Origin of the sequence: Winogradskyella sp. (genome assembly GCF_965228925.1) — a bacterium.
Taxonomy (GTDB): Bacteria; Bacteroidota; Bacteroidia; order Flavobacteriales; family Flavobacteriaceae; genus Winogradskyella.
This window is the reverse complement of record NZ_OZ245845.1, coordinates 3551426-3577855: the sequence shown is the minus strand read 5'-3', so window position 1 is coordinate 3577855 and position 26430 is coordinate 3551426. Positions and strand designations below refer to the sequence as shown.

Genomic DNA, 26430 nt, shown 5'->3' with positions numbered 1-26430 from the left:
ATAACTAATTCTTTTTTAAAATTCCTTTGTTTTTAGAAGTTTATGCTTAACCCTATTTAAATTAATCAAAGCTTCGAACGATTTAATAGACAAAAAGTGAGCATATTTTAAGTAAGTCTCATGCTTCTTGTGTTTAAAATAATTCTTGTTGATCAACTTTTTTATTCTTTTTCTATGCACATAATCTGGATCAATACTAGGATAGTAATTAAGCATCTTATAATGGTAGAGCAGCTTTTTTAGGATATGAATTTGCGTGGCTTCTAATAATTCTGGGTCATGTTCATTCTCCTGTACATATTTTTGCAAATGTAACCCTGAGTTCAGCGAATCGAAATATTTTAAACTATAGGCTTTTCGAGTGACACTATTGGGTGTCATATAATAATAGTATAGCGGCAGGTTAATTCTAACCAAATTCTCCAGGCCTTTTATTAGTTCTAGTGTGAAATAAACGTCTTCAGAAATAACGTTTTCTGGAAATCTAATGTCTTTTAATACATTGTATTCATAAAGTCTGACGCAAACAGAAAATCTTTGATTATCTATTATTCTTTTGAATGCTTCAAGTCTACCTTCAACAGTCGTGAACTGGTTGAGATCTGCACTTAAAGGAATGATTTCATAATGATCGGTTTCATGAATGTCACATTCGGCAACCTTAGTATTGTTTTCTGTTAGTACCTTCAATAAGGTCTCTACCATTTCTGGATGTATCCAATCATCACTATCAACAAAGGCTATATAGCTACCTGTTGCTGCATTAAGACCATCATTTCTTGCTTTACTGGCAGATCCACCACTTTCGGCTCTATGTATCACCTTGATGTTGCGATGCTTTTCTTTATAGCGATCGCATATAGCCTTAGAGCCATCCGTAGAGGCATCATTTACTAAAATCAACTCTATATGACCGTGGGATTGATTGAGGATACTATCTATACATCTTTCTAAGAAATTTTCGACATTAAAAACGGGAACAATAATACTTACTTTAGGTTCCATTGTAAAGAATTAAGTTTATGCTATACCATCCCAAAATCTGATGTAATCATATACGATACTAGTAGACATTGAAATCTACTGAAAAGATGTAACGTATTGATCTTATACATGAAGTGATTTGGGGTTGTTTAAGGGTTTTTTAAGTTTGAAACAAATATGAAGATAAAATATTAAAAATGGTATTTAATTATATTAAGTCATTAATTTTCAAGATTAACGACCATTTTTGACAATGATTTGGATTAAAGGGAATAGGAAAGCTCTATGTTGCGCTTCAATTATGTTCTGTTAATACTTTCAAATTCTTCATACCATTTACTAAGAACAAATAGTTTCCAAACATTGGGGGTATGATCGGCTTTGCCGCTCATGTGTTCATCCAGAATTTCCTTAAATTTTTTGACATTTAGGTTTGGAACTTTATTTAGAAATTCATCATTGAGGGCCGACAAAAATGCGTCCCTTAATTCATTCCGCATCCAGTTGCCAATGGGTACAGCAAATCCTTTCTTGGGCTGATTAAAAACCTCTTCTGGTATATATTCTTTTAATAGATCCCTTAATATTTTCTTCATTTTTCCTTTATCATATCTATACTCCATAGGCAAGGTTCTGGCAAACTCTACGACTCGGTAATCGAGAAATGGGCTACGCACTTCAACAGAATAGGCCATACTAGCTCTATCTACTTTAACATTGCTGTCATTCTCTAGCCAAAGCTTTATGTTTAAATCTGCTGCTTTCTGAAGAAAACTATTTGACCATGTTTTGTAGTCTTGATAGTATTTCATCCAACTTTGATTTTTCTTTTTAAGAAGGAATCCTTTTCTAGAAAAAATGTTTTCGATGAAATCGTTTTTGGTTTTAGTGTTTAAGGCATTTCTAACTCTGTGAGAGTTCAATCCAAATAATTTTAGTAGGATAGGATGCGACAGGAATTTTCTGATAGGATATGGGATATCCATTATTTTTTTGTTCCTGATGAGAGAGTCAAAAAACGTATAGCCTATAAAACTCTCATCACCACCATCACCCGACAATGCCACGGTCACATAATTTTTTGTCACCTTATTTAGCAATAATGAAGGTAATGCAGAACTATCGGCAAAAGGTTCGTCGTAGACCTTAGTGAGTTTTGGAATTAAATTTAAGATATCCTTTGGGCTACAAATCGTTGTGGTATGATGCGAATTAATGATTTTGGCATACTGTTCGGCAATCTTACTTTCATCGTAATTAGGATCATCAAAACCAATGGAAAAGGTTTTGATTTGGGTAGGGGAGACTTCAGTAGCCATACTCGATACTAGCGCAGAGTCGATTCCACCCGAAAGAAAAGAACCTATAGGCACGTCCGACTGCAATCTTATCTTAACGGCATCTAGTAAAAGGGCCCTTAGCTCTTCTTTGGCATCTTCATAAGATATGTCCCTGATCTTCGCATCTTGCAGATTCCAATAGTCCTGGATAGTAAGTGTTTTTGTGTTTAAGTCCAACTCCATATAATTGCCAGGTGGAAGTTTATAGACGTCATTGACAATGGTGTATGGACTAGGTATAAACATACAATCGAGGTACATCGATATGGCTTCTTCGTTGATCTCTTTTCCTTTCAGCATTGGTCTTATCTGACTAGAGATTTCTATATCATGACCATCCCAGAAATAGTAAAAAGGTTTTACCCCTAAACGGTCTCTGGCTGAAAACACAGTATTTTCCTTCGAATTATAGATAGAAAAAGCGAACATTCCATTGATTCTATCCAGAACGGATTTCCCCCAATGTTTAAAGCCAATTAACAGTACTTCGGTGTCACTTTCGGTTTTAAAATCATAGCCTAATGCTATAAGATCACGTTTTACATCTTTATAATTGTATATCTCTCCATTAAATACAATCGAAAGATCTTCGTAGTGCATCGGTTGATTTGATCTGGGGTCGAGATCTAATATGGATAGGCGAAGGTGACCTAGGGTGAGCTTATTGATAACTTCGATGCCCATAAAATCCGGGCCTCTGTAAGCGATAGATTCAAGTTTGTCTTTGACCTCTTCTTTATCAAAAGGGATGTTCGTTAGATATATGCCACACATATATTTTAGGTTTTTGTAAAAAAAAGAATTTTTAACAAAATAGGATGACTTTTTTTTTAAAAGTCGTTCAAAGGGTATACTTCTTCCGTGATTATGACAAATCCATAGTTTTAGGATAAAAATAAAGGCTATGATTTGTGCTCTTGGTAAGTATATTCTCTGTTATGTTAAACATGAAATTTTCGTAATCCAGATGGACTTTTTAAACGTACAAAGTGTAGTTTATCGATGATTTATTCTAGGTGTTACGTAAATACTTACAAAAAATTGCTAATTAACGAATTATATTGTCTTTAAACTTAAATTGTAATTTATTTTTTTTTTATTGTAGACCCCAAATTAATCGAATAAAGGATTCGAAACTTATGATAGCACGATTTAACCTACTAAACTATGCTCGTAAAAGCATAATTTTATTTTATATATTTCTTGCAACCTCACTGTCTTTTAATGCTTATGCTCAGCTAGCCTTTCCAACTGCAAAAGGTGCTGGAGCTTTCTCTATTGGTGGTAGAGGAGGTGCTGTCGTACATGTTACCAATTTAAATGATAGTGGCCCAGGTAGTTTTCGCGATGCACTTGGAGATAATAGAACTATCGTCTTTGATGTTAGTGGAGTTATTAATTTAACTAGTGGAATTGATGCTACAATTAATAATGTTACTATCGCTGGTCAAACAGCGCCAGGCCAAGGTATTACTTTTATCGGCGAAACCGTTGTTCTTAAGGGTAATAATATAATTGTTAGATACTTGCGTTTTAGAGGCGGTACCTATAATGGTGATGCCTTTAATCTATATTATGCAACCAATACAATAGTTGATCATTGTAGTTTTAGTTTCGGACAGGATGAGGCCTTTAGTGTTATTACGGATTCCACGATAGATACTAATAATGTCACCGTACAAAACTGCTTTTTTGCTGAAAGCACAAGTGGTGGTGGAATCGTTGGGGATGGCTCTAATAATTTCATGGAGAGAGCCGATCAAATGAGTTACATCGAAAATACATTTTACAATATATCTCATAGATTCCCTAATGTAGCTATGGATGGTAGAATAGATATCATCAATAACGTTGTCTGGAATATGGAAAAAAGGTTGGTACGTGGTAACGGAAGTTATCAATTAAACCAAATGAATAATTATTACGACTACAGTACACCAATACACGATAAAATTTTAAATCATCATAGTTATTCTAATGGTGCCACGCCAAGTATTTATTCTTCTGGCAATAGACTTGTTTCGGTTCAAGGGGAACGAAATGATCCGCCAAACTTTACGGTTACAAGTACCTTAGCAGAAATGAATGCCGACAATTATTTAAGCTGGAAGTGGTTTTTACCGGTTTCTGGTACACCTTATGGAGATATAGATCGAGGAATTCAACTTACTGACAATTTTAGAGCCAGTCAGCCATTTCCAATATTAGGTGCATCTTTTCCAATGATTACAGCAGACGAGGCTAAAATAGCTGTACCAAATAATTCAGGAGCATTCAAAAGTCTTAATTCAGATGGTAGTCTTTCTATAAATAGAGACCAGTTTGATACGGAATGGCTCGATAATATGAATCAAGATATAAGAACAGAAAATTTAGCCGAACCTTATCCAGTCGCCGTTTTAACCACTTCATCAAGACCCACTGATTATGATACTGATTTAGATGGTATGGCAGATGAATGGGAACTAGCAACTTTTAGTACTTTAAATAATGATGGAACTGTCGACTCAAATGGAAATGGCTATACAGATTTAGAGGACTTTCTGAATCAAGTGGATACCAATGGAATTCCTTCTGTTGAGGTCACCGGAGTCGAAGTCACACCTCCAACTGCAACCATAAATATTCCTGAAACTGTACAATTGATAGCTGAGGTACTACCCGACAATGCTACTAATCAAAATGGAATTTGGAGCACCAGTGATGCATCTATAGCCACGGTCAACAATGGTGGTGTGGTCACACCTGTTGCTGCAGGTACGGCAACCATTACATTTACGACTTCAGATGGTGGTTTTACGGATACATCGATAATAACGGTGACCAATATTGTTATCCCACTAGAGTCTGTAGCCGTTACGCCCGATGCAGTGACCATGGATTTAGGGGAAAATTATCAATTGAATATCGATTTTGCACCTGTTAATACAACAGATACCTCTGGTACATGGACAAGTAGCGATGAAACCGTTGCCGTAGTGAGCAACGATGGCTTGGTATCATCAGTTAGTGAAGGTTCCGCCATAATTACGTTTACGGCCAATGATGGTGGGTTTTCCGATAGTTCAACAATTACCGTTGTTGATGATTTCTATGGTACCTATCAGCTTTATAATGCGGATACGGATATAATTATTCATGATATTGTTGGTGATGATTCGATTAATTTAGGAAATGAAAGTAGTGGGATTAATTTTAGAAGCATACCCGAAGGAGGAGATGTCAATCCAGGAGTAGAGAGCGTTGAAGTTGTATGGACAGGACCGACCAGTGGTATTTGGGTAGAAAGTGACCCGCTATACGCAGGGCTACCAAATGGACATGTAGGCCTAGATTTTGAACCTTATATTGTAGAAGCGGGCACCTATAATTTTACCGTTACCTATTACAGTAATAATGGCGCTTCGGGCGATATTGTTGCCGTAGACAATTTTTCACTCACTTTTTTTTTCAGCACTTTGCCCGTTGCCAATGCTGGTCCAGACCAAGATATTTGCGAGGGAGAGACCGTAACACTGACTGCTTCTGGTGGGCCCAACTTTTTATGGGATACAGGCGAAACCACCGCTTCGATTGAAGTCAGCCCAACAACGACAACAACCTATACAGTAACGGTATTTGATAATGATGGTAACTTTGATGAAGACAGCGTCGTCGTCACAGTGAACCCCATCCCAGTAGCTGATGCCGGTGAAGATCAAGATATATGCGAAGGAGAAACAGTAACTTTAACGGCAAGTGGCGGTACAGACTATTTGTGGAGTACAGGTGAAACTACCGAAGCTATCCAAGTCAGTCCTACCACAGAGACTATTTATACCGTTGAGGTCAGCACAAACAATTGCTCTAGCACTGATAGTGTTACAGTCTTTGTTAACGAGATACCAAATATTACCGTTAGTGATGATGTAGTTCTTGTAGAGGGCGGTTCGACCACATTAGGAGTCACGGGTAGTGACAACTATCTGTGGAGTACAGGTGAAACAACACCATTTATTACGGTTTCACCATTAGTAACCACAACGTATACAGTGACTTCTATAAGCACAAACGGTTGTTCGAGTACTGAAGAGGTAACAGTTACAGTTATTCCAGAAGTGGTTGCCGATGCGGGGAACGATGTAACTATTTGTGCCGGAGAAAATGTGACATTAACAGCTACTGGAGGCGTAACTTACCTTTGGGACACCGGTGATACAACAGCGGAAATTATAGTAGCACCTACAGTTACTACAACTTATACAGTCACTGTAGAAGATGACTACGGTTATACAGATTCAGATAGTGTCACCATTACGGTGAACGAAACTCCAGATATTACAGTGAGCGATGATGTCGCTATTCTAGAAGGAGAAACAGTAACGCTCAGTGCAAGTGGAGGAGATAATTATTTATGGAGTACTGGTGATACCACAGCTTCAATAACAGTAACACCAACAGCGACTACCACATATACCGTGGTTTCGACCGCAGTAGGTGGCTGTGCAGATATAGAGCAAGTTACGGTTACAATTATACCAGAAGTTGTTGCAGATGCAGGTGAAGACGTTACGATTTGTAGTGGTGAAAGTACGACTTTGAACGCTACTGGAGGTTCAACCTATTTGTGGAACACAGGCGATACTACAGCGCAACTCGTGGTCTCTCCATCTGTAACCACAACCTATACAGTCACTGTTGAAGACGACTATGGCTATACTGATGAGGACAGTGTTACGGTGACAGTTATTGAGACCCCAGATATAAGTGTTAGCGATGATATTATAATATTTGAAGGCGAGTCGACCACGCTTACAGCCAGTGGTGGTAATAACTACTTATGGAATACTGGTGAAACCAGCGCAAGCATTACTGTAAGTCCAAGTGTAACAACCACCTATACGGTCGTATCATCAAACGGTATTTGCGAAGATCTAGAAGAAGTTACAGTGACGGTTATACCAGAAGTTATTGCCGATGCAGGCGAGGATGTCTCTATATGTAGTGGCGAAAGTGTGACTTTAACCGCTACAGGTGGTACAACCTATGTATGGAATACAGGTGAAACAACAGCACAAATCGTAGTATCACCATCCAATACGACAACTTATTCAGTGACCGTTGGGGACGATTATGGTAATACGGATTCAGACACCGTTACTGTAAGTGTCACACCAAGCCCACAACTTACTTTAAATGAGAATACAACCATTATCGAAGGGGATTCCATCACCTTAGCTGTAGATGGAGCCGATACTTATCTTTGGAATACGGGTGAAACAACAAGCAGTATAGTCGTTAGTCCAAGTGTGACCACCATCTATACGGTTACAGGTACCATTGGGAACTGCTCAGCGGAAGCACAAGTTACCATTACAGTCGAAGAACCATTCGTCGTATCCGCGGGTAGTGATGAGCATGTATGCGAAGATGACACTTATGAAATTGTTTTAACGGCTACAGCAGGAGATAGTTATTTATGGAGTACTGGCGAAACAACACAAAGCATAGTCGTAAGCCCATTATCAACGACGACCTATACGGTGACAGTAACCCAAGGGACCCAAGAAGCCACTGATGAGGTCACCATTTATGTAGACCCCAATCCAGATGTGGTTATTTTAAATGGGGAAAGTGTGGATATAATGAGTGGTGATTTTGTAACCTTATCAGCTACAGGTGCCAATACTTACGAATGGGATAATGGGGCTACCCAACCCAATATTGCGGTTAGTCCATCTCAGACAACAACTTATGAAGTGAGAGGATACATCGGAGATTGTTATGACGAAAAACAGGTGACCGTTAATGTGATACCAGAAGTTATTGCCAATGCAGGCGAAGATGTAGATATATGCTTAGGAGAAGTAGTTACTTTAACAGCGTCTGGAGGCGATGAGTATTTTTGGAGTACAGGTGAAGAGACGCAATCCATACAAGTATCACCAAATGAAACTACGGAGTATACGGTAACCGTCTTTAATGCCTTGGATTTCGACGAGGATTCGGTAACCGTTTATGTGGATGACAACTGTGTAGAGGATATTGATCCTGGTGATCCTGGAGACTTTGAACCACTAGATTTTGAGTTTAGTGTATATCCTAACCCCAGTTCAGATATTGTAAATGTAAGACTAGCGGGCTCAATAGCACTTTCAAGAATTTACTTATACGATATCACAGGGAAACTAATTTATTCTGATATTATCTCTAATGAAAATCTTGGTACGGTTGGTACAAGACGTATCAATGTAAGTGAACTACATCCTGGCATGTACTACTTGAAGCTAGTGGATGTAAGACAGGAAATTTCCAAAAAGATAATGGTGAAATAAGACGAGTTGATTTTATAGTAGTTGAAAACGGCACTAAAAGTCTTAATAGATAAGCTTTAGTGCCGTTTTTTTAACCTATATATAAGGCTGATTATTTTCCTATAGAAGAATATTCAAAACCAATTTTATTCATTTCTGATTTATCTAGAATATTTCTTCCATCGAAAATAAATGCTGGTTTTTTCATTCTGGCAAATATCTTTTCCCAGTCATAAGTTTTAAACTCATCCCATTCCGTCATAATGGCAACGGCATGTGCATCCTTAACCGCTTCGTATGGGTCGGTATAGGCGGTAACTAAAGCTTTATTTTCATCCTCAGTTCGAGTATTGAGATAATTTAAATCGGCTTGAATTCTCGATTCTGATACTTTTGGATCATATACTGCAATATGAGCTTGTTCACTTAGCAAGTGGTCTGCTACATATATGGCAGCGGACTCGCGAGTATCATTTGTATCTTTCTTAAATGCCCAACCCAACATTGCAATTTTCTTACCAGATACCGTATTGTATAATGTGCTAATTAGATTGTCGGAGAATCTTCTTTTCTGGTGATCATTGAGAATGATGACCTGCTCCCAGTAATCAGCAACAGCATTAAGACCGTAACTTCTCGCGATATAAACTAAATTCAAAATATCTTTTTGAAAACAAGATCCACCAAAGCCGATGGACGCATTTAGGAACTTAGGGCCAATTCTTGAATCCATACCTATGGCTCTAGCAACTTCAGTAACATTAGCCTCAGTTTTTTCGCATAATTCTGAGATGGCGTTTATAGAAGAAATACGCTGAGCTAAAAATGCATTTGCAGTCAATTTTGATAACTCAGAAGACCAGACATTTGTTCTTAATATTCGGTCTTGCGGTACCCAACTCCCATAAATATTAGCTAAGCTTTCGATGGCCTCTTCTGATTCACCACCGATTAATACACGGTCGGGGTGTAATAGATCTTGAATGGCTGTACCTTCTGCTAAAAACTCAGGATTAGATAATATGCTGTAGTTTACACCATTACCAGTATTGTGAAGAATACTTTTAATGGCTTGAGCCGTTCTTACAGGTAATGTAGATTTTTCTACTACGATTTTATCTGTTGTAGCCACTTCCGCAATATTTCTTGCACACAATTCTACATACTTAAGGTCTGCAGCCATGCCTTTACCTTTACCATAGGTTTTGGTAGGCGTGTTTACCGAAATAAAAATCATTTCGGACGCTTTAATCGCTTCGTCTATTTCAGTGGAAAAGAAAAGGTTTTTACCTCTGGTTTCGGCCACGATTTCGGCCAGACCGGGCTCGTAGATTGGTAGTTTAGAAACGTCTTCATCATTCCAAGCAGCAATACGCTCAGCATTGATATCGACGATAGTAACTTCAATATTAGGATTTTTCTTTGCGATGACTGCCATTGTTGGACCACCAACATAACCAGCACCAATGCAACATATCTTATTTATCTTCATAGTTTTAAGTTTATTTGACTTGGGTTTTAATCCTTATTAAAGGACACAAATTTGTAAGAACTATTTGGTTTCTTCTAAATTATTATATCAACGACCTGTTTTAACGATAAACCTCACTTTAGTTTAGAGATTAGCAAAATCTATCGTTGTAATTCTATACTTTCCTTGTAATAATCTTTGTACCATTTTACAAATGATTTCACCCCTTTTTTAATAGATGTATTGGGGCTATAATCATAGTCGGTAATAAGCTGATCTACATCTGCCCAGGTACGTTCTACATCACCAGGTTGAATAGGCATCATATTTTTGTCAGCAGTTTTATCTAAATTAATTTCTATCTCCTTAATAAAATCCAAAAGTTTCACAGAGTTGTTATTACCTATATTATAGACTTTGTAGAGCTCTTTACTTTCACTTCTGTCATTTACAGGCTTTTCTATAATCCTAACAACGCCTTCAACAATATCATCGATATAGGTAAAATCGCGCTCCATTTTACCGTGGTTAAAGACTTTGATTGGCCTATCATTTACTATGGCATCCGTAAACAAGAACATGGCCATATCTGGTCTACCCCAAGGACCATAGACGGTAAAGAACCGTAATCCGGTGGTAGGAATAGTAAATAGATGACTATAAGTATGGGCCATTAGCTCATTACTCTTTTTTGTAGCTGCATAAAGACTTATAGGATGGTCTACGTTATCAGCTGTAGAAAAAGGTATTTTTTTATTTAAACCATATACACTAGAACTACTGGCATAAACCAAATGCTTAATAGAGTTATGTCTACAACATTCGAGAATATTTAAAAACCCTACTAAGTTAGAATCGATATACGTTTCTGGATTTTCAAGACTGTATCGCACTCCGGCTTGAGCGGCTAAATTACAAACCACATCAAATTGCTCCGCTTCAAAAAGTTGGGGTAGTGCTTCACGATCTTCAAGATGCATTCTAACAAAAGAGAAATTACCCTTAGTACTTTTACACATCGCATTGAAATTTTCAGCATCATTTCTGTCAATTCCTAATTCTTTCAGTCTTGAAAATTTAAGATTTACATCATAATAATCATTGATGTTGTCTAGCCCCACAACGTCATGTCCTTTTTCGAGTAGTACTCTGGACGTGAAAAAGCCAATAAAGCCTGCTGCACCGGTTACAAGTATTTTCATTTATAAAGTAGATTTAAGTTTAGAAATCAAAGATTAAAATTTAAATATTGACAATAGATATTTATACTATGAAATTGTGATTTTATTCGTTAACATAACTCATATCTAATATTTTAGCTATTGAATCGCAATTTTCGACAGTAAGTTCCATATCGCGTTGTTTGTAACTATTGTCGATATGATATATTTTACAAGAATCTAATGTCGTATTGCTTCTCGTAAAATCAACCCTACCATACTTAATCAAGTTAACGATGGTCAATGAGTCCATCGCATTGTTAGCAACGAAATCTCTGGCATCGTCCGAATAAGCAATAGGCTTGGAGCTAATATTCTTAACGGTTCTGGCATTTGGTCCATAATCGCATGAGGCGTCTTTGCCGTTTAAAAAAAACATTAGAATAACAAGACCGATGGCAAAACCACTAAGGTAATAAGCCAAGCGTTGGGTAAACTTCATCGTTTAATCGAATTAAAATATCAGTAAGTTGGCATCATTATAATCTAACCCAAACCATTCGGCAACGGATTTGTTGGTTAGAATACCGTGGTAAAAATACAACCCATTTTTCAATCCTCTATCAAATCGCAGCGCATTTTCTAACCCACCGTGTTCTCCAATTTCTAGCAGATAAGGTGTAAAGATGTTGCTAATCGATACAGAAGCACTTCTAGAGTATCTTGCAGGAATATTAGGGACACAATAATGTGTCACGCCTTTATAATCGAAAGTGGGATGATCATGAGTTGTTACTTCACTCGTTTCAAAGCAGCCGCCCATATCTATACTGACATCGATAACAACCGAGCCAACTTTCATATGCTCTACCATAGTTTCTGTAACAACTATAGGCGAGCGGTTGGTGCCTCGTACGGCGCCAATAGCGACATCACAACGTTTTAGAGCCTTCAATAAGTTTTTAGGTTGCATTGTTGAGGTGTATATGGTACGTCCTAGATTATTCTGGATACATCTCAATTTGGTAATAGAGCTATCGAATATTTTAACGTTTGCACCAAGGCCAATTGCCGAGCGTGCTGCGAACTCACCTACGGTCCCTGCGCCTAAAATAAGTACTTCAGTTGGTGGCACACCGTTGATATTTCCCATCATTAGTCCATTACCACCATTAACATTAGAAAGGAGCTCTGAAGCAATTAAAATGGATGCCGTACCCGCAATTTCACTAAGCGACCGAACCGCAGGATATGCGCCATCTTCATCTTTGATATATTCGAAGGCTAAAGCCGTAACTCGTTTTTTTGCTAAGGCTTCAAAATAAGACTTACTCTGGGTTTTAATCTGAAGCGCAGAAATTAATATCGTCTGTGGATTAATAAGTGATATCTCATCTAAAGATGGTGGTTCGACCTTAAGAATAATAGGGCAGGAGTAGACCTTGGCTGAGTCTTTCGTAACTTCGGCACCGGCTTCGCTATAATCATTATCCTTAAAATTGGCTCCTTCACCAGCACCAGACTCTAGTAAAACGCGATGACCATTAGCCGTAAGCGCAGAGACCGCATCGGGTGTTAAGCAGACCCGTTTTTCCTGAAAGTGGGTTTCCTTAGGAATACCAATAAAAAGCTCTCCTTTTTGCTTAAGGATCTCCAAAGTTTCTTCTTGCGGTAATAATTGGGCTTTGGTAAATGGTGATAAAGATTTGCTCATTAAGTTAGTGGGTTGACATATTAAATGCAAGATAATAAAATAGGGCTATTTAAACTCACATTATCTCAATGTTAAATTACGAATAAAAACCTTATGTTTATGTAAGAATTTGCTTAAATTAAGGCTGATTTTTTTCTATTTTTTTAATCAGCTCATAGCTTATTCGAAACATAACGAAAAAGAGTTGGCATTGATGGCTCAAAAAAATGGTTTGCAAGTCACTTTTACGTTATATTTACAGTACCATATGAAGTTTCCATTTTACAAACAAGCAGATTATAAAGATTGTGGGCCGACTTGCCTAAAAATCATTGCAAAGTACTATAAACGAACACTTTCCATACAAACGCTCAGAAACATAAGCGAGACCACAAGGCAGGGGAGTAGTCTGCTTGGTCTTAGTGATGCCGCAGAAAAAATTGGCTTTAGAAGTCTAGGAATTAAAGTCGATTTAGAAGGGCTTAGAGAAGCCCCCTTACCGTGCATTTTGCATTGGAATAATGACCATTTTGTGGTACTATATAAAATAAAGAAAGACACCTTTTTTGTTTCGGATCCGGCACATGGTTTAATCACCTATAACCAAAAGGAGTTTTTGGAATCTTGGATTGGTAAAAATGCTAATGCCAATACACAAGAAGGGATAGCATTAATGCTAGAACCCACCGCCAAATTTTACAAATCCGATTTTGAGAAGGAACAAAAGGATTTTGGCTTTTCCTTTTTGTTTAAATATATCTTTAAGTACAAAGCTTTTATTTGGCAGTTAGCCATAGGTCTGCTTGCCGGAAGTTTGTTACAGCTTATTTTTCCTTTTTTGACACAGAGTGTTGTAGACGTCGGTATTAAAAACCAAGACATCAATTTTGTGTATTTGATACTCTTTGCGCAATTGGCATTATTTATAGGACGAACGTCTATAGAGGTCATAAGAAGTTGGATATTACTGCACTTAAGTACAAGAATTAATATTTCGTTGGTGTCAGATTTCTTTATTAAACTCATGAATCTACCCATTGCCTTTTTTGATACTCGTATGACAGGTGATATTTTGCAACGTATCAACGACCATCAAAGAATTGAGCGTATATTGACGACTTCCTCGCTCAGCGTTCTCTTTTCCATGGTCAATCTTGTGGTGTTTAGTTTAGTATTGGCCTATTATAATTTTCTTCTTTTAGGAGTGTTCGTTATAGGTAGTTTTTTGTACTTTTTGTGGATCATCATTTTTCTTAAAAAACGAAAGGATATTGACTACAAGCGGTTTTCACAAATAAGTCAAGAGCAAAGTAAAGTAATTGAGCTCATCAATGGCATGCAAGAAATTAAGTTGCACAATGCCGAAAAGCAAAAGCGTTGGGGTTGGGAGTTCTCCCAGGTACGCTTATTTAAAGTGGCCATTGAAGGTCTGGCCCTAGAACAATACCAAAGTGTAGGATCTAGCTTTATCAACGAGGTTAAGAATATCTTTATCACCATCTTATCTGCAAAGCTGGTCATCGATGGAGATATTACCTTGGGTATGATGTTGGCCGTTAGTTATATTGTGGGTCAATTGAATTCCCCAATTTCACAACTTATTAATTTTATTAGAGAAGTGCAGGACGCCAAAATTTCCTTGGAGCGACTATCCGAAATCCATAATAAAGATGATGAAGAGCAGAAGGATGAAGATAAGATTTTTGATATCCCGACCGATGCCGATATTGAGTTGTCAAATGTCTCATTTAGATATATCGGTTCGGACCAAATGGTATTGAAAGATTTAAATCTAAAGATTCCAGCGAATAAGATCACGGCTATAGTTGGAGTAAGTGGCAGTGGTAAAACGACCTTAATGAAGTTGCTTCTAAAGTTCTACAGTCCCAACAAAGGTGACATTAGCTTGGCCAATTATAATTTCAATAATATCTCTCAAAAAGCTTGGCGGGATAAGTTTGGTGTGGTGATGCAAGAGGGCTACATCTTTAATGATACCATAGCCAATAATATTGCGGTAGGTGAGGATTTTGTGGACAAAAAGAAATTAGCACATGCCGTAGAGGTCGCCAATATTAAAGAATTTATTGAAGCCTTACCATTGTCTTACAATACTAAAATAGGTATGGAGGGCTCTGGGATTAGCACAGGTCAAAAACAACGCTTATTGATTGCTAGGGCCGTTTACAAGGATCCAGATTTCTTGTTTTTTGACGAGGCCACCTCGGCTTTGGATGCCAATAACGAAAAAGTAATCATGGATCAATTAGATACATTCTTTACGAATAAAACGGTAGTGGTTATTGCACATCGCTTAAGCACTGTAAAAAATGCACATCAAATCGTTGTTTTAGATCAAGGAAACATTGTTGAAATAGGTGATCATAAATCCTTGATTACATTAAAAGGGAGTTACTACGGTCTTGTTAAGAATCAATTGGAACTCGGAAAATAAGGATGAATTATGCCAGAAGTTAAAAATGATCATATCGAGGAGATTACGTTAAGGAGCGAAGAAGTACAGGAGATACTGTCGGATCCTCCACATTGGATGATTCGTTGGGGGAATCTTGTTTTTTTAGCCTTAATAATCATGGTCCTAGCGGTATCTTGGTTTGTAAAGTATCCAGATATTATCATCTCGGAAGCTTTAATAACGACGAACACCCCACCACATAAAGAATATGCAAAAATTAGTGGAAAAATTCAGGAGATATTTGTGAACAACAATGACCTTGTTTCGGCTAATAGTCCTTTAGCCATTTTGGAGAATACTGCTAACTACGAAGACGTCTTTAAGCTTAAGTCCGTCATCGATACGATTACATTTAATAGAAAAACCTTTAGTTTTCCAATAGACAGTTTGGAGCTACTATTTTTAGGTGATATTGAATCGCAGTATGCGTTGTTTGAAAATAATTACATTCAGTATGTTTTAAATAAGCAATTAGAACCATTTACGAATCAAGCTTTAGCTACTAAGTATTCGATCACCGAACTCAATAATCGCTTGACTAGTCTAATAGCGCAAAGGGACATCAACAAAAACGAGCTCAATTATAAATTAGCGGATTTAAACAGGCAAAAAGCACTATTTAATAAAGGGGTTATCTCTGCCCAAGAATACGAAAACAAGGAGATTGAGTATGCCCAATTTGAGCGTAACTATAAGAATTTTGAAAATTCAATTTCCCAATTAAAAGAAACGATTAACAATACTTACAGGAATTCTAGAGATATTGAGATTAACCGTGTAAAGGAAGAGAAGGTACTATTAAGAAACGTTTTTCAATCCTTCAACCAGTTAAAAAATGCCATTAAGGATTGGGAAAATCGGTTTGTATTAAAATCTAATATAGAGGGTAAGGTGTCCTTTTTAAACTATTGGGCGGTTAATCAAGCGGTCAATCAAGGGGATTTGATCTTTATTGTGATCCCAACAAAGAACTCATCGTTTATTGGAAAACTCACAACACCATCCCAAAATTCTGGTAAAATTAAAAAAGGCCAAAAGGTCAATATAAAATTGGAGAATTACCCTGAGACTGAATTTGGAGTACTTAATGGTATAATAGAACATATTTCTATAGTACCTAATAGTGACGGTTTTTATATTGTGGATGTTAGTTTGCCTAACAACATGATGACCTCCTATAATAAGACCATCGAGTTTAAGCAGGAGATGCGCGGAGCCGCAGAAATAATTACCGAAGATCTCAGATTGATCGAACGTTTTTTCTATCAGTTTAAGAGTGTATTGGATCGTTAATTGTAGTTTGTAACAAACTGCTAATTATAAAGCTCAGGGTATTAGAAATGAAAAAGGGTACATATGTAATATGAACCCCTTTTTTTATCTTATGTTGTTATAGTTTAAAAATACTGCTTTATAACACCCCAAAAGGTTTTAGGCTTGATCATAAACTCTTCTTCTAATTCTTCCATGGTTTTGTCATGATCATTAATTTTATTAAACATTTTGGCTCTAATTAAATAGATTGATGGAAATACTATTGCCATTATAGGAAGCAAATAAAGAATATGTAATTCATCAAGAGGGTTGGTGTCAGCATTGATTGCACTTACAATTTGGAAGGAGAACATAATAATTGGCACTAATAAGGCGTGATACCACCAATGTCTACAAGTAAAAAACCATATCAAAGTAAGAAGTAAAGGAATTATCTTCATAGACAAAACCCACATAGCCACATTGGCACTCTCATAAAATTGACTGTTATAACTTCCAAATATTGTTTCCCACTCTTTGGTATCAGGGACATACTCATGGAGATAAAATACAAAAGGAGTACCTGCAATGATAGTCGCAATGATACTCCCTAAAATAATTTTACGATTATAATGGCTCTTATCCGTGGCAAGGCCTTTTAAGCTTATCTTTTTTAACTTGAGTTGTTGTTTGTCCATCTAAGTCAATAATGTTAGTGGCTTGAACAGTGAATAACATTCCGCCGAAGATGGCGATGGCTAGTACTAATTTTTTAGCTTTCATAATTTAAGGGATTTAATTAATTAATTACTACAAAGATATTGTGCATGCACAGCTTGTAGAAATCAATCGATGTTAAAATCCGAGAAATTTTGAGTTTGCCGTTACGGTTTTTCCGTAACTCTGGTACTCTGTCGTTGGAATGTCAATGAAATTTTGTTTAAAATTTCGGTTCTGTCATAGCGTTATGTTCGGTTAAAAGTTTGTTATCTATAGTCAATTTGAGGGATCTAATCGTATCATCCATACTCGTAATGGTAATGGATTGTGCATCTTCTGGAAGCAAAGCTTCAACGCGGTCTGGCCATTCTATAAATAACCAATGCTCGCTGTTAAAGTAGTCTTCCACACCAAAATTATAGGCCTCATCTAAAGAGTCTATGCGATAAAAGTCAAAATGATAGACCTTATCGTTTGGTATTTGATATTCGTTTACAATAGAAAAGGTAGGGCTAGTAGCCATATCCTCACTATTCATGGCCTTTAACAAAGCATTGATAAAGGTGGTCTTACCAGCTCCCATATGGCCTCTAAATAAGAGAACCTTAGAATCTAAATGCTCCAAAACTGTTGCTGCTATGGCATCAATAGTCTTTAAATCGTATGTAAACTCTATAATGTTCACGCTTACCTATTGTAAAATGGGTTACAATATTAGGAATAAAAAATGGAAAAACCTAGAAAAAAGTGCATTTCATCGGATTTTTATGCTTTTAAAAGATGTTTCTGTTCTTGAAAATGAAACGTTTGTTACCCTGAAGCTACACTTCGACAAGCTCAGTGTGACAGCTTATTAACTTACTGTCATTTCGGATCTAAAACCACAAAAGGAATGATCATTTCCTCTAAAGACACACCGCCATGTTGATAGGTATTTCTGTAATAGCTCACATAGTGGTTAAAGTTATTTGGATATGCTAAAAATAAGTCCCCTTTTGCAAAAATAAAGGAACTACTCATGGTCAGGGCTGGTAGGTGAATCGATTTAGGGTTCTTCACCGCTATCACATCCTTATCTTGATAGGTGAGACTACGACCGGTTTTGTATCGCAAATTAAGGCTGGTGTCTCGATCACCAATGACCTTGGTTGGCGCTTTCACATTTATTGTCCCATGATCCGTAGTTAAAATCAATTTAAATCCAAGCTGTTGCGAGCGTTGAATCATTTCGAGCAAGGGTGAGTTTTTAAACCAACTCTGCGTTAAAGACCGATAGGCTTTGTCATTTGAAGCTAATTCTTTAACCACCTCCATTTCGGTTTTGGCGTGAGAGAGCATATCCACAAAATTATAGACGACAACAGTGAGATCATTGTCCTTCAGTGTTCTAAAGTTTTCAACCAACTTTTTGCCCGACTTTAAATTCGTTATCTTATGATATTCGTATTTAATATGATTAAGGCCCAATCGCTTCATCTGTTCCCTTAGAAAATCATCCTCATGTAAATTTTTACCGCCTTCATCAATATCGTTTTTCCAATATTGAGGATATAGCTTTTCCATATCAGCAGGCATTAAACCAGAAAAAATGGCATTTCGCGCATATTGGGTAGCAGTGGGTAGAATACTAAAAAAGGATAGCTCAGATGCCTTTTTATAGTAATTGTTTACAATGGGTTCAAAAGCTCTCCATTGGTCGTAGCGCAGATTATCAATAACCACCATAAGCGTGGGTTGCTTGTCACTAAGTTCGGGCACCACCTTATCTTTAAATAAAGTATGCGACATTACAGGGGCATCGGCATTGGGCTGAAACCAATCCTCATAGTTTTTCTCAATAAATTTTCCGAATTGTAAATTGGCCTCTGTTTTCTGGGATTCTAGGATATCAGTCATACCCACATCTTCAATATCTTCTAGTTGTAGCTCCCAATAAATTAATTTTTGATAGAGGTCTATCCATTCTTCATAAGAATTCACCATAGACAAGTCCATAGCAATTTTTCTAAACTCTTGTTGGTAGTTAGAGGTTGTCTTCTCTGATATCAAACGAGAATGGTCTAAATTTTTTTTTAAGCTTAATAGAATTTGATTGGGGTTGACAGGTTTAATAAGGTAATCGGCAATTTTGCTCCCGATGGCTTCTTCCATAATATATTCCTCTTCACTTTTGGTAATCATAACAATAGGAAGATTGGCACGGCGCTCCTTAATTTCGTTAAGGGTTTCCAAGCCAGTGAGACCGGGCATATTCTCATCTAAGAAAACGATATCAAAATTGGTATCATTAATAATCTCCAAGGCTTCAGTACCGCTTTGGCAGGTTGTGACCTCATATTGCTTTTGTTTTAAAAAAAGGATATGGGGCTTTAATAAATCAATTTCGTCATCTACCCAGAGAATATTTATGTTGTTCATGTATATTTGTTTTCTAATTAATGAATTTTCTAATTGAAGTCGAGCAATAAACTTAAAATATTTAACGATCCAATTTACGGATTTATTACGATTCCCAATTCGTTAATTTTCGATCTTATTCAGCATAAATATTTTCAGCGACTGCGTCGTATAAGTCAAATGGGCTTGTCGTATTTGGTCTACCCAGGGGCACATCACACGCGTTTTCATCATGCTTTGGGTAGTATGCATTTAATGCAAAAAGCGATCAATGTGCTTCGTTTTAAGGCTATTAGCATTTCTGAAGAAGAAGAAAACGGACTGCTCATAGCGATTTTATTGCACGATATTGGTCATGGTCCTTTTTCTCATGCGATGGAACATAGCTTGGTCAATGACGTGTCGCACGAAGACATTTCCCTTCGTTTTATGGAAGTGCTCAATGAGGAGTTTAACGGAAGTTTAACGTTGGCTATTTCGATTTTTAAAGGCGAATACCCGCGAAAATTTATGTGTCAGCTTATTTCTAGTCAACTAGACATGGATCGAGCAGACTATCTAAAGCGGGATAGCTTTTATACGGGAGTGGCTGAGGGCAATATAAACAGTGAACGTTTAATCACAATGCTTAATGTGGTGGATGATCAACTGGTTGTTGAAGAAAAAGGAATCTACAGCGTTGAGAAATTTTTGGTAGCAAGACGTTTTATGTACTGGCAGGTTTATTTACATAAAACTGGTGTTGTAGCCGAGCAGCTATTGACGAGAATACTCAAGAGAGCTAAAGCCCTTGTACAACAGGGATTAAAACTACAATGCAGTGAAGCCCTGTCATATTTTTTGAGTTCAGAGGTTAGTCCTAAAAGTTTTGGGTCGGAGACCCTTTTGATTTTCGCAAAACTCGATGATTATGATATCGTGGCTGCGATGAAAGAATGGCAATACCATGAGGATTTTGTATTGAGCAACCTCTGTGAAATGATCATTAATAGAGATTTGCTTAGAATTAAAATAAAGAATAAACCCATTAAGACGTCAGACTTGATTGCCCATACCAATGCACTTATGGAAAACTATTCGATTTCAAAAGAAGAGGCGGATTATTTTGTCTTCAATGGCGAAATCACCAATGTGGCGTATCAACATAAAAAACAACATATCAATATTCTATTAAAATCGGGCAAAATAAAGGATATCGTAAAGGCTTCGGATCAATTAAACCTTAAAGCCTTGAGCAAACCGGTAACGAAGTATTATATGTGCTATCCCAAAAAGAAAATGTAATACATTTTTTCTATTTTTGCGGAAACCAACATTTTTTAAAATCAATTAATTGGAATTTACAGCAGAACAAATCGCGGGTATTTTAGAAGGTACAGTCGTTGGTGATCCAAATGCACAAGTTTCAAAACTTGCAAAAATTGAAGAAGGTACAGAAGGGTCGTTGACTTTTTTGGCGAATCCTAAATACAAACCTTATATATATACAACTAAGGCTTCAATAACTATCGTCAATACGGATTTTGAGCCCGAAGAAACTTTAGAGACCACCTTGATAAAGGTAGATGACGCTTATGGTGCATTCACAAAATTATTAGAATATTACAACCAGATTAAGCTTAATAAATCAGGTATAGAACAGCCTAGTTTTGTATCCGATTCAGCCAAAATCGGTGACAATATATATATAGGAGCTTTCACTTATGTGGGTGATAATGTGAGTATAGGTCATAATGTAAAGATTTTCCCCAACTCCTATATTGGTGATAATGTAGTTATTGGCGACAATACCATCGTGTTTTCAGGTGGAAAAATTTATTCAGATTGTGTGGTCGGAACTAATTGTGTCATCAATTCTGGTGCTATCATTGGTGCTGATGGTTTTGGTTTTAAGCCAAATGAAAACGGCGAATATTCCAAAGTGCCTCAAATAGGAAATGTGATTATAGAGGATTTTGTAGACATTGGAGCTGGCACTACTATCGATAGGGCAACACTGGGCTCAACCATTATACGACGAGGTGTTAAGCTGGACAATCAGATACAGATTGCCCATAATGTGGAGATTGGGAAGAATACGGTTATTGCGGCGCAAGCAGGTATTGCAGGTTCTACCAAAATAGGTGAGAATTGCCAAATAGGTGGGCAAGTCGGTATCGTTGGACATATCACTATAGGCAACAACGTAAAGATACAAGCACAATCTGGTATAGGCAGACATGTAAAAGATAATGAGGTGTTACAAGGTCACCAGCTTTGGCATATGGCGATTATAACAAATCCTATGTGTACTTTAAAAACCTGCCTAAGATCATGAAAAATATTAGTGAAATTGAAAAAAAAGTAGATGGCAATAATTAAAACGGAAATAAAACAAAAGACCATTGAAAAAGAGGTGACGCTAACTGGCGTAGGACTCCATACTGGTGCTAATGTAACCTTGGTATTTAAACCAGGTGCCGAAAATTCAGGATTTTTGTTTGAACGGGTTGATTTAGAAGGACATCCTAAAATTGAAGCGGATTCTAATTATGTCACTAACACGCAAAGAGGTACTTGCCTAGAGAAAAATGGTGTCACGATTCAAACCTGCGAGCATGTATTGGCGGCCTTGGTTGGTCTAGATATTGATAATGCGATTATAGAACTCAATGCATCGGAGCCCCCAATTATGGATGGGTCTTCAAAGTTTTTTGTTGAAGCGCTTGAAAAAGCCGGGATTGTAGACCAGAACGCCTTTAGGGAAGAGTATGTAGTTAAAGAAGTAGTGTCTTATGCCGATGAAAATACGGGTAGCGAGATTATTTTGATGCCGTCTGAATCCTATAAAATTACGACTATGGTCGACTTTGGGACTAAAGTTCTCGGTACCCAAAATGCTACCATGAATGCGGTTTCGGAATTCAAAACCGAGATTGCCGATGCAAGAACCTTTAGCTTCTTACATGAAATTGAAATGCTTCTCGAGCATGGACTGATCAAAGGAGGAGATCTCAATAATGCGATTGTTTATGTGGATAAAGAATTGTCCCCTGAGACCATGGACAGATTGAGAAAAGCCTTTAAAAAGGATGATATAGCTGTAAAACCAAATGGTATTCTGGACAATTTAACCTTACATCATCCCAATGAGGCTGCGCGTCATAAATTATTGGATGTCGTAGGTGATTTAGCCTTAATAGGTACCCGAATTAGAGGTAAGGTTATTGCCAATAAGCCTGGGCATTTTGTAAACACGCAGTTTGCAAAGAAAATGTCTAAGATCATAAAGAACGAAAGACGAAATAACGTCCCACAGATCGATTTGAATGCGCCTCCACTTATGGATGTGAACCAGATTATGAATATGTTGCCGCATAGACAGCCATTTTTACTTTTGGATAAGGTTTATGAGTTGACCGATAATTATGTGATTGGGATGAAGAATGTCACTATGAACGAAGAGTTTTTTAGAGGGCATTTTCCAGGGGCACCCGTTATGCCTGGCGTTTTAATCGTAGAAGCCATGGCGCAAACAGGCGGAATCTTAGTATTAAGTACCGTTCCAGATCCCGAAAACTATTTGACCTTTTTCATGAAGATCGATAATGTAAAATTCAAGCAAAAAGTTGTGCCTGGTGATACCCTAATATTTAAATGTACATTGATTACACCGATAAGAAGAGGAATTTGTCATATGCAAGGCTATGCTTATGCGAATGGGAAATTATGCGCAGAGGCAGAATTAATGGCACAAATTTCAAAAGTAAAGTAAATGAACCAACCTTTAGCATACGTACATCCCGGAGCAAAAATTGCTAAAAATGTCGTTATAGAGCCTTTTACAACTATTCACAATAATGTGAAAATCGGGGAAGGCACTTGGATAGGGAGCAACGTCACCATTATGGAAGGTGCACGAATTGGTAAAAACTGCAATATTTTTCCAGGAGCAGTCATTTCTGCTGTGCCCCAAGACTTAAAATATAACGATGAAGAAACCACAGTAGAAATCGGTGATAACGTTACCATAAGAGAATGTGTAACCATTAACCGTGGAACTTCAGATAAGATGAAAACCGTTATTGGCAATAACTGCCTCATCATGGCCTATTGCCATATAGCACACGACTGTATTGTTGGTGATAATTGTATCTTTTCGAACAATAGTACACTAGCAGGGCATATTACTGTTGGGGACTATGTCGTTTTAGCAGGTATGACAGCCGTGCATCAGTTTTGTTCAGTAGGCAACCACGCCTTTGTTACAGGAGGTTCGCTAGTGCGTAAAGATGTCCCGCCTTACGTTAAAGCAGCACGCGAACCGCTGTCGTATGTGGGTATTAATTCCGTTGGCTTAAGACGCCGTGGATTTACCACCGATAAAATTCGTGAGATACAGGATATTTATAGAATTCTTTATCAGAAAAATTACAATAATACTCAAGCTTCAGAGATTATTGAAGCTGAAATGGAAGCCACCCCAGAACGCGATGAAATTCTTCAATTTATCAAGAACTCGCATCGCGGTATTATGAAAGGCTATTTCAAATCAAATTAATACTAAATAATAGAATATAATGGCAAATACATCAGATATACGCAACGGACTGTGTATTAGATATAATCACGATATATATAAAATCATTGAGTTTCTTCATGTGAAGCCTGGAAAAGGCCCTGCTTTTGTAAGAACAAAATTGAAGAGCGTCACGACAGGAAAAGTGATTGATAATACCTTTTCTGCGGGGCATAAAATTGACGATGTTAGAGTTGAGACCCATAAGTTTCAATATTTGTATAATGATGGTGAGTATTATCATTTTATGAATGAGGCCGATTATACACAAATTCAATTGACGGAAGGCGCTTTAGATCGACCAGATTTAATGAAGGAGGGTGAAATTGTGACCATTCAGATTAACTCAGAAGACAATATGCCATTGTCAGTTGATATGCCTGCAAGTGTTATTTTAGAAGTAACGCATACCGAACCAGGAGTTAAGGGCAATACCGCAACTAATGCGACCAAACCAGCAACTGTAGAAACAGGAGCTACGGTAAATGTGCCTTTGTTTATTAACGAAGGGGATAAAATTAAAATTGAAACTGAAAAAGGGACCTACAAAGAAAGAATCAAAGAGTAACACTTAAGTAAATTGAGCAGGAGTTGTTATTCCTGCCTTTCCACTTCAGTTTACCCTGAGCGTAGTCGAAGGGCTCAAGATAAACTTTGGTAAGAATCTATGAAATTTCCAAAACCACATACATTAAAGGACATCGCGGAATTGATCGGTACGACCTATGTCGGACCAGATGATTTTACAGTGCTTGGGATGAATGAAATTCATGTCGTAGAACCTGGTGATATTGTTTTTGTGGATCATCCAAAATACTATGATAAGGCATTGCAGTCCGCTGCTACCATTGTATTGATTAATAAAGATGTCGATTGCCCGGAAGGAAAAGCCTTATTGATTTCAGATGACCCTTTTAGAGATTTTAATAAGCTGACGATGCATTTTCGGCCCTTTAAATCCTCTAATGTATCAATCGCTGCGGATGCTAAAATTGGAGAAGGTACCATCATCCAACCCAATTGTTTTATTGGTAATAATGTCACCATTGGTAAACACTGTGTGATACATTCTAATGTTAGCATTTATGATGATGCCGTTATTGGTGATCATGTCACTATTCACGCAGGTACGGTTCTAGGCGGTAGCGCTTTTTATTATAAAAAACGACCAGAAGGTTTTGATCCATTACTTTCTGGAGGGCGCGTAATTATTGAAGACTATGTCGATATTGGAGCAGCTTGTACCATAGACAAAGGCGTTACCGGAGATACCACGATAAAAGAAGGCACCAAGATAGATAACCAAGTACAAATAGGTCATGATACCGTGATTGGTAAAAAGTGTCTGATTGCATCGCAAGTAGGTATTGCGGGTTGTGTCATTGTAGAAGATGAAGTTACCATTTGGGGACAGGTCGGAATTACTAGTGGCATTACCATTGGAGCCAAGACAATCATATCTGCAAAAGCAGGCGTTAGTAAATCTTTGGAAGGCGGAAAGCACTATTTTGGTATCCCTGCTGATGATTTTAGGTCTAAATACAAAGAAATAGCAGCGATAAGAAAAATACCTGAAATCCTCGAAAAATTAAAAGACTTATAAATGTCGCCCTTAGAACTCGTTACATCATTCTACGCTTCCGATTTAGCCAATGATTCCAATGTCGTTTCAAAGTTCTTTCACAAGGATTGTGAATTACACTGGACTAATAGTCAAGGATTTAAATTGTTGAATTATGATTCCCTCGAAGACTTTTTCGTTGAAACCAGAAAAGCATTCGATAGTCTCAGATTCGAATTTACACATCTCATAGCATCCAATGCCAGTGTTGTTACCAGACACACCTTATATGGTTCTACCATAGAAGATTCAAGAAACGAAATGGTTTTAGGCCATTTTTCTACTATTTGGGAAGTTAAAGATAATAAGCTATTTAGGGGCTACGAAATAAGTCAGCAAGCTGATGAAAGTGATGCCAAAAGTATGGCCTCTTACTCCAAAAAATAAATAATTAAAAAGGGCTCGTATATACGTTTCAAAACCCTTATTTTTGCACTAAAATTTTATAAAAATTAAAAACAAT

The 26430-nt window shown here is 37.3% G+C and carries 18 protein-coding genes and 1 pseudogene; 10 read left to right on the top strand and 9 right to left on the bottom strand.

Annotated elements, in window-relative coordinates; genetic code table 11:
* Positions 1-15: 15 nt before the first annotated feature.
* Positions 16-1005, bottom strand: a complete 990-nt coding sequence (locus tag ACO052_RS14745) for a glycosyltransferase (RefSeq protein WP_422104547.1) — start codon at positions 1003-1005, stop codon at positions 16-18.
* A gap of 278 nt (positions 1006-1283) precedes the next feature.
* Complete coding sequence (asnB, locus tag ACO052_RS14740; protein WP_422104546.1) at positions 1284-3098, bottom strand: asparagine synthase (glutamine-hydrolyzing); 1815 nt, start codon at positions 3096-3098, stop codon at positions 1284-1286.
* A 365-nt stretch (positions 3099-3463) separates the two neighbouring features.
* Here asnB and ACO052_RS14735 point away from each other — a divergent pair, with 365 nt between their 5' ends.
* Positions 3464-8638 carry an Ig-like domain-containing protein gene (locus tag ACO052_RS14735; protein ID WP_422104545.1) on the top strand — a complete coding sequence of 1725 codons (5175 nt, stop codon included), beginning with the start codon at positions 3464-3466 and terminating at the stop codon, positions 8636-8638.
* Positions 8639-8729: 91 nt separating this feature from the next.
* On the opposite strand, the gene ACO052_RS14730 is transcribed toward ACO052_RS14735, so the two are convergent.
* The 4 genes from ACO052_RS14730 to ACO052_RS14715 form a co-directional block, all read right to left on the bottom strand.
* The gene (locus ACO052_RS14730) at positions 8730-10109 is read right to left on the bottom strand and encodes a nucleotide sugar dehydrogenase (protein ID WP_422104544.1); all 1380 of its coding nucleotides are present in this window, start codon (positions 10107-10109) and stop codon (positions 8730-8732) included.
* A gap of 140 nt (positions 10110-10249) precedes the next feature.
* Positions 10250-11290, bottom strand: a complete 1041-nt coding sequence (locus ACO052_RS14725; RefSeq protein ID WP_422104543.1) for an NAD-dependent epimerase — start codon at positions 11288-11290, stop codon at positions 10250-10252.
* 82 nt (positions 11291-11372) lie between these two features.
* Complete coding sequence (locus ACO052_RS14720; RefSeq protein WP_422104542.1) at positions 11373-11750, bottom strand: hypothetical protein; 378 nt, start codon at positions 11748-11750, stop codon at positions 11373-11375.
* 12 nt (positions 11751-11762) lie between these two features.
* Positions 11763-12962, bottom strand: coding sequence for an alanine dehydrogenase (locus tag ACO052_RS14715; RefSeq protein WP_422104541.1), 1200 nt, complete (start codon positions 12960-12962; stop codon positions 11763-11765).
* 247 nt (positions 12963-13209) lie between these two features.
* Between ACO052_RS14715 and ACO052_RS14710 the strand changes: the two genes are divergently transcribed.
* Together ACO052_RS14710 and ACO052_RS14705 are read left to right on the top strand one after the other, a co-directional pair.
* Positions 13210-15396, top strand: a complete 2187-nt coding sequence (locus tag ACO052_RS14710; RefSeq protein ID WP_422104540.1) for a peptidase domain-containing ABC transporter — start codon at positions 13210-13212, stop codon at positions 15394-15396.
* Between the two features lie 9 nt (positions 15397-15405).
* Positions 15406-16710 carry an HlyD family secretion protein gene (locus ACO052_RS14705; protein WP_422104539.1) on the top strand — a complete coding sequence of 435 codons (1305 nt, stop codon included), beginning with the start codon at positions 15406-15408 and terminating at the stop codon, positions 16708-16710.
* Between the two features lie 104 nt (positions 16711-16814).
* Here ACO052_RS14705 and ACO052_RS14700 read toward each other — a convergent pair whose 3' ends face one another.
* The 3 genes from ACO052_RS14700 to ACO052_RS14690 all read right to left on the bottom strand — a co-directional run bounded on the left by ACO052_RS14700 (position 16815) and on the right by ACO052_RS14690 (position 19809).
* Entirely contained in the window at positions 16815-17369 is a 555-nt protein-coding gene (locus ACO052_RS14700) for a hypothetical protein (RefSeq protein WP_422104538.1), read from the bottom strand.
* A gap of 242 nt (positions 17370-17611) precedes the next feature.
* The gene (gene tsaE, locus ACO052_RS14695) at positions 17612-18076 is read right to left on the bottom strand and encodes a tRNA (adenosine(37)-N6)-threonylcarbamoyltransferase complex ATPase subunit type 1 TsaE (protein ID WP_422104537.1); all 465 of its coding nucleotides are present in this window, start codon (positions 18074-18076) and stop codon (positions 17612-17614) included.
* Positions 18077-18255: 179 nt separating this feature from the next.
* Positions 18256-19809: a PglZ domain-containing protein gene (locus ACO052_RS14690; RefSeq protein ID WP_422104536.1), complete on the bottom strand. Its 1554-nt coding sequence runs from the start codon at positions 19807-19809 to the stop codon at positions 18256-18258.
* Positions 19810-19842: 33 nt separating this feature from the next.
* On the opposite strand from ACO052_RS14690, the gene ACO052_RS14685 reads away from it, so the two are divergent.
* The 7 genes and pseudogenes from ACO052_RS14685 (at position 19843) to ACO052_RS14655 (ending at position 26354) form a co-directional block, all read left to right on the top strand.
* Positions 19843-21072, top strand: coding sequence for an HD domain-containing protein (locus tag ACO052_RS14685; protein WP_422104535.1), 1230 nt, complete (start codon positions 19843-19845; stop codon positions 21070-21072).
* Between the two features lie 49 nt (positions 21073-21121).
* Positions 21122-22149 (top strand): annotated as a pseudogene (gene lpxD / locus ACO052_RS14680) (UDP-3-O-(3-hydroxymyristoyl)glucosamine N-acyltransferase).
* The gene (locus ACO052_RS14675) at positions 22136-23542 is read left to right on the top strand and encodes a bifunctional UDP-3-O-[3-hydroxymyristoyl] N-acetylglucosamine deacetylase/3-hydroxyacyl-ACP dehydratase (RefSeq protein ID WP_422104534.1); all 1407 of its coding nucleotides are present in this window, start codon (positions 22136-22138) and stop codon (positions 23540-23542) included. The pseudogene lpxD and the gene ACO052_RS14675 overlap by 14 nt, the downstream one beginning before the upstream one ends.
* Positions 23543-24328 (top strand): acyl-ACP--UDP-N-acetylglucosamine O-acyltransferase, encoded by a 786-nt coding sequence (gene lpxA, locus ACO052_RS14670; protein WP_422104533.1) that lies wholly within the window; start codon positions 23543-23545, stop codon positions 24326-24328.
* A gap of 19 nt (positions 24329-24347) precedes the next feature.
* On the top strand, positions 24348-24914 hold the full coding sequence (gene efp / locus ACO052_RS14665; RefSeq protein ID WP_422104532.1) for an elongation factor P: 567 nt from the start codon (positions 24348-24350) through the stop codon (positions 24912-24914).
* 99 nt (positions 24915-25013) lie between these two features.
* Complete coding sequence (locus tag ACO052_RS14660; protein ID WP_422104531.1) at positions 25014-25949, top strand: UDP-3-O-(3-hydroxymyristoyl)glucosamine N-acyltransferase; 936 nt, start codon at positions 25014-25016, stop codon at positions 25947-25949.
* Positions 25950-26354 carry a nuclear transport factor 2 family protein gene (locus tag ACO052_RS14655; RefSeq protein ID WP_422104530.1) on the top strand — a complete coding sequence of 135 codons (405 nt, stop codon included), beginning with the start codon at positions 25950-25952 and terminating at the stop codon, positions 26352-26354.
* The last annotated feature ends 76 nt before the right edge of the window (positions 26355-26430 follow it).

What these genes read in the sequence shown, in the direction of transcription:
- ACO052_RS14660 (WP_422104531.1), top strand. Translation starts at nt 25,014, where the DNA reads ATGAAATTTCCAAAACCACATACATTAAAGGACATCGCGGAATTGATC.
- ACO052_RS14720 (WP_422104542.1), bottom strand. Translation starts at nt 11,750, where the DNA reads ATGAAGTTTACCCAACGCTTGGCTTATTACCTTAGTGGTTTTGCCATC.
- ACO052_RS14710 (WP_422104540.1), top strand. Translation starts at nt 13,210, where the DNA reads ATGAAGTTTCCATTTTACAAACAAGCAGATTATAAAGATTGTGGGCCG.
- ACO052_RS14700 (WP_422104538.1), bottom strand. Translation starts at nt 17,369, where the DNA reads ATGGACAAACAACAACTCAAGTTAAAAAAGATAAGCTTAAAAGGCCTT.
- ACO052_RS14730 (WP_422104544.1), bottom strand. Translation starts at nt 10,109, where the DNA reads ATGAAGATAAATAAGATATGTTGCATTGGTGCTGGTTATGTTGGTGGT.
- asnB (WP_422104546.1), bottom strand. Translation starts at nt 3,098, where the DNA reads ATGTGTGGCATATATCTAACGAACATCCCTTTTGATAAAGAAGAGGTC.
- ACO052_RS14705 (WP_422104539.1), top strand. Translation starts at nt 15,406, where the DNA reads ATGCCAGAAGTTAAAAATGATCATATCGAGGAGATTACGTTAAGGAGC.
- ACO052_RS14715 (WP_422104541.1), bottom strand. Translation starts at nt 12,962, where the DNA reads ATGAGCAAATCTTTATCACCATTTACCAAAGCCCAATTATTACCGCAA.
- efp (WP_422104532.1), top strand. Translation starts at nt 24,348, where the DNA reads ATGGCAAATACATCAGATATACGCAACGGACTGTGTATTAGATATAAT.
- ACO052_RS14675 (WP_422104534.1), top strand. Translation starts at nt 22,136, where the DNA reads ATGGCAATAATTAAAACGGAAATAAAACAAAAGACCATTGAAAAAGAG.
- ACO052_RS14690 (WP_422104536.1), bottom strand. Translation starts at nt 19,809, where the DNA reads ATGAACAACATAAATATTCTCTGGGTAGATGACGAAATTGATTTATTA.
- ACO052_RS14745 (WP_422104547.1), bottom strand. Translation starts at nt 1,005, where the DNA reads ATGGAACCTAAAGTAAGTATTATTGTTCCCGTTTTTAATGTCGAAAAT.
- ACO052_RS14655 (WP_422104530.1), top strand. Translation starts at nt 25,950, where the DNA reads ATGTCGCCCTTAGAACTCGTTACATCATTCTACGCTTCCGATTTAGCC.
- ACO052_RS14735 (WP_422104545.1), top strand. Translation starts at nt 3,464, where the DNA reads ATGATAGCACGATTTAACCTACTAAACTATGCTCGTAAAAGCATAATT.
- ACO052_RS14725 (WP_422104543.1), bottom strand. Translation starts at nt 11,290, where the DNA reads ATGAAAATACTTGTAACCGGTGCAGCAGGCTTTATTGGCTTTTTCACG.
- lpxA (WP_422104533.1), top strand. Translation starts at nt 23,543, where the DNA reads ATGAACCAACCTTTAGCATACGTACATCCCGGAGCAAAAATTGCTAAA.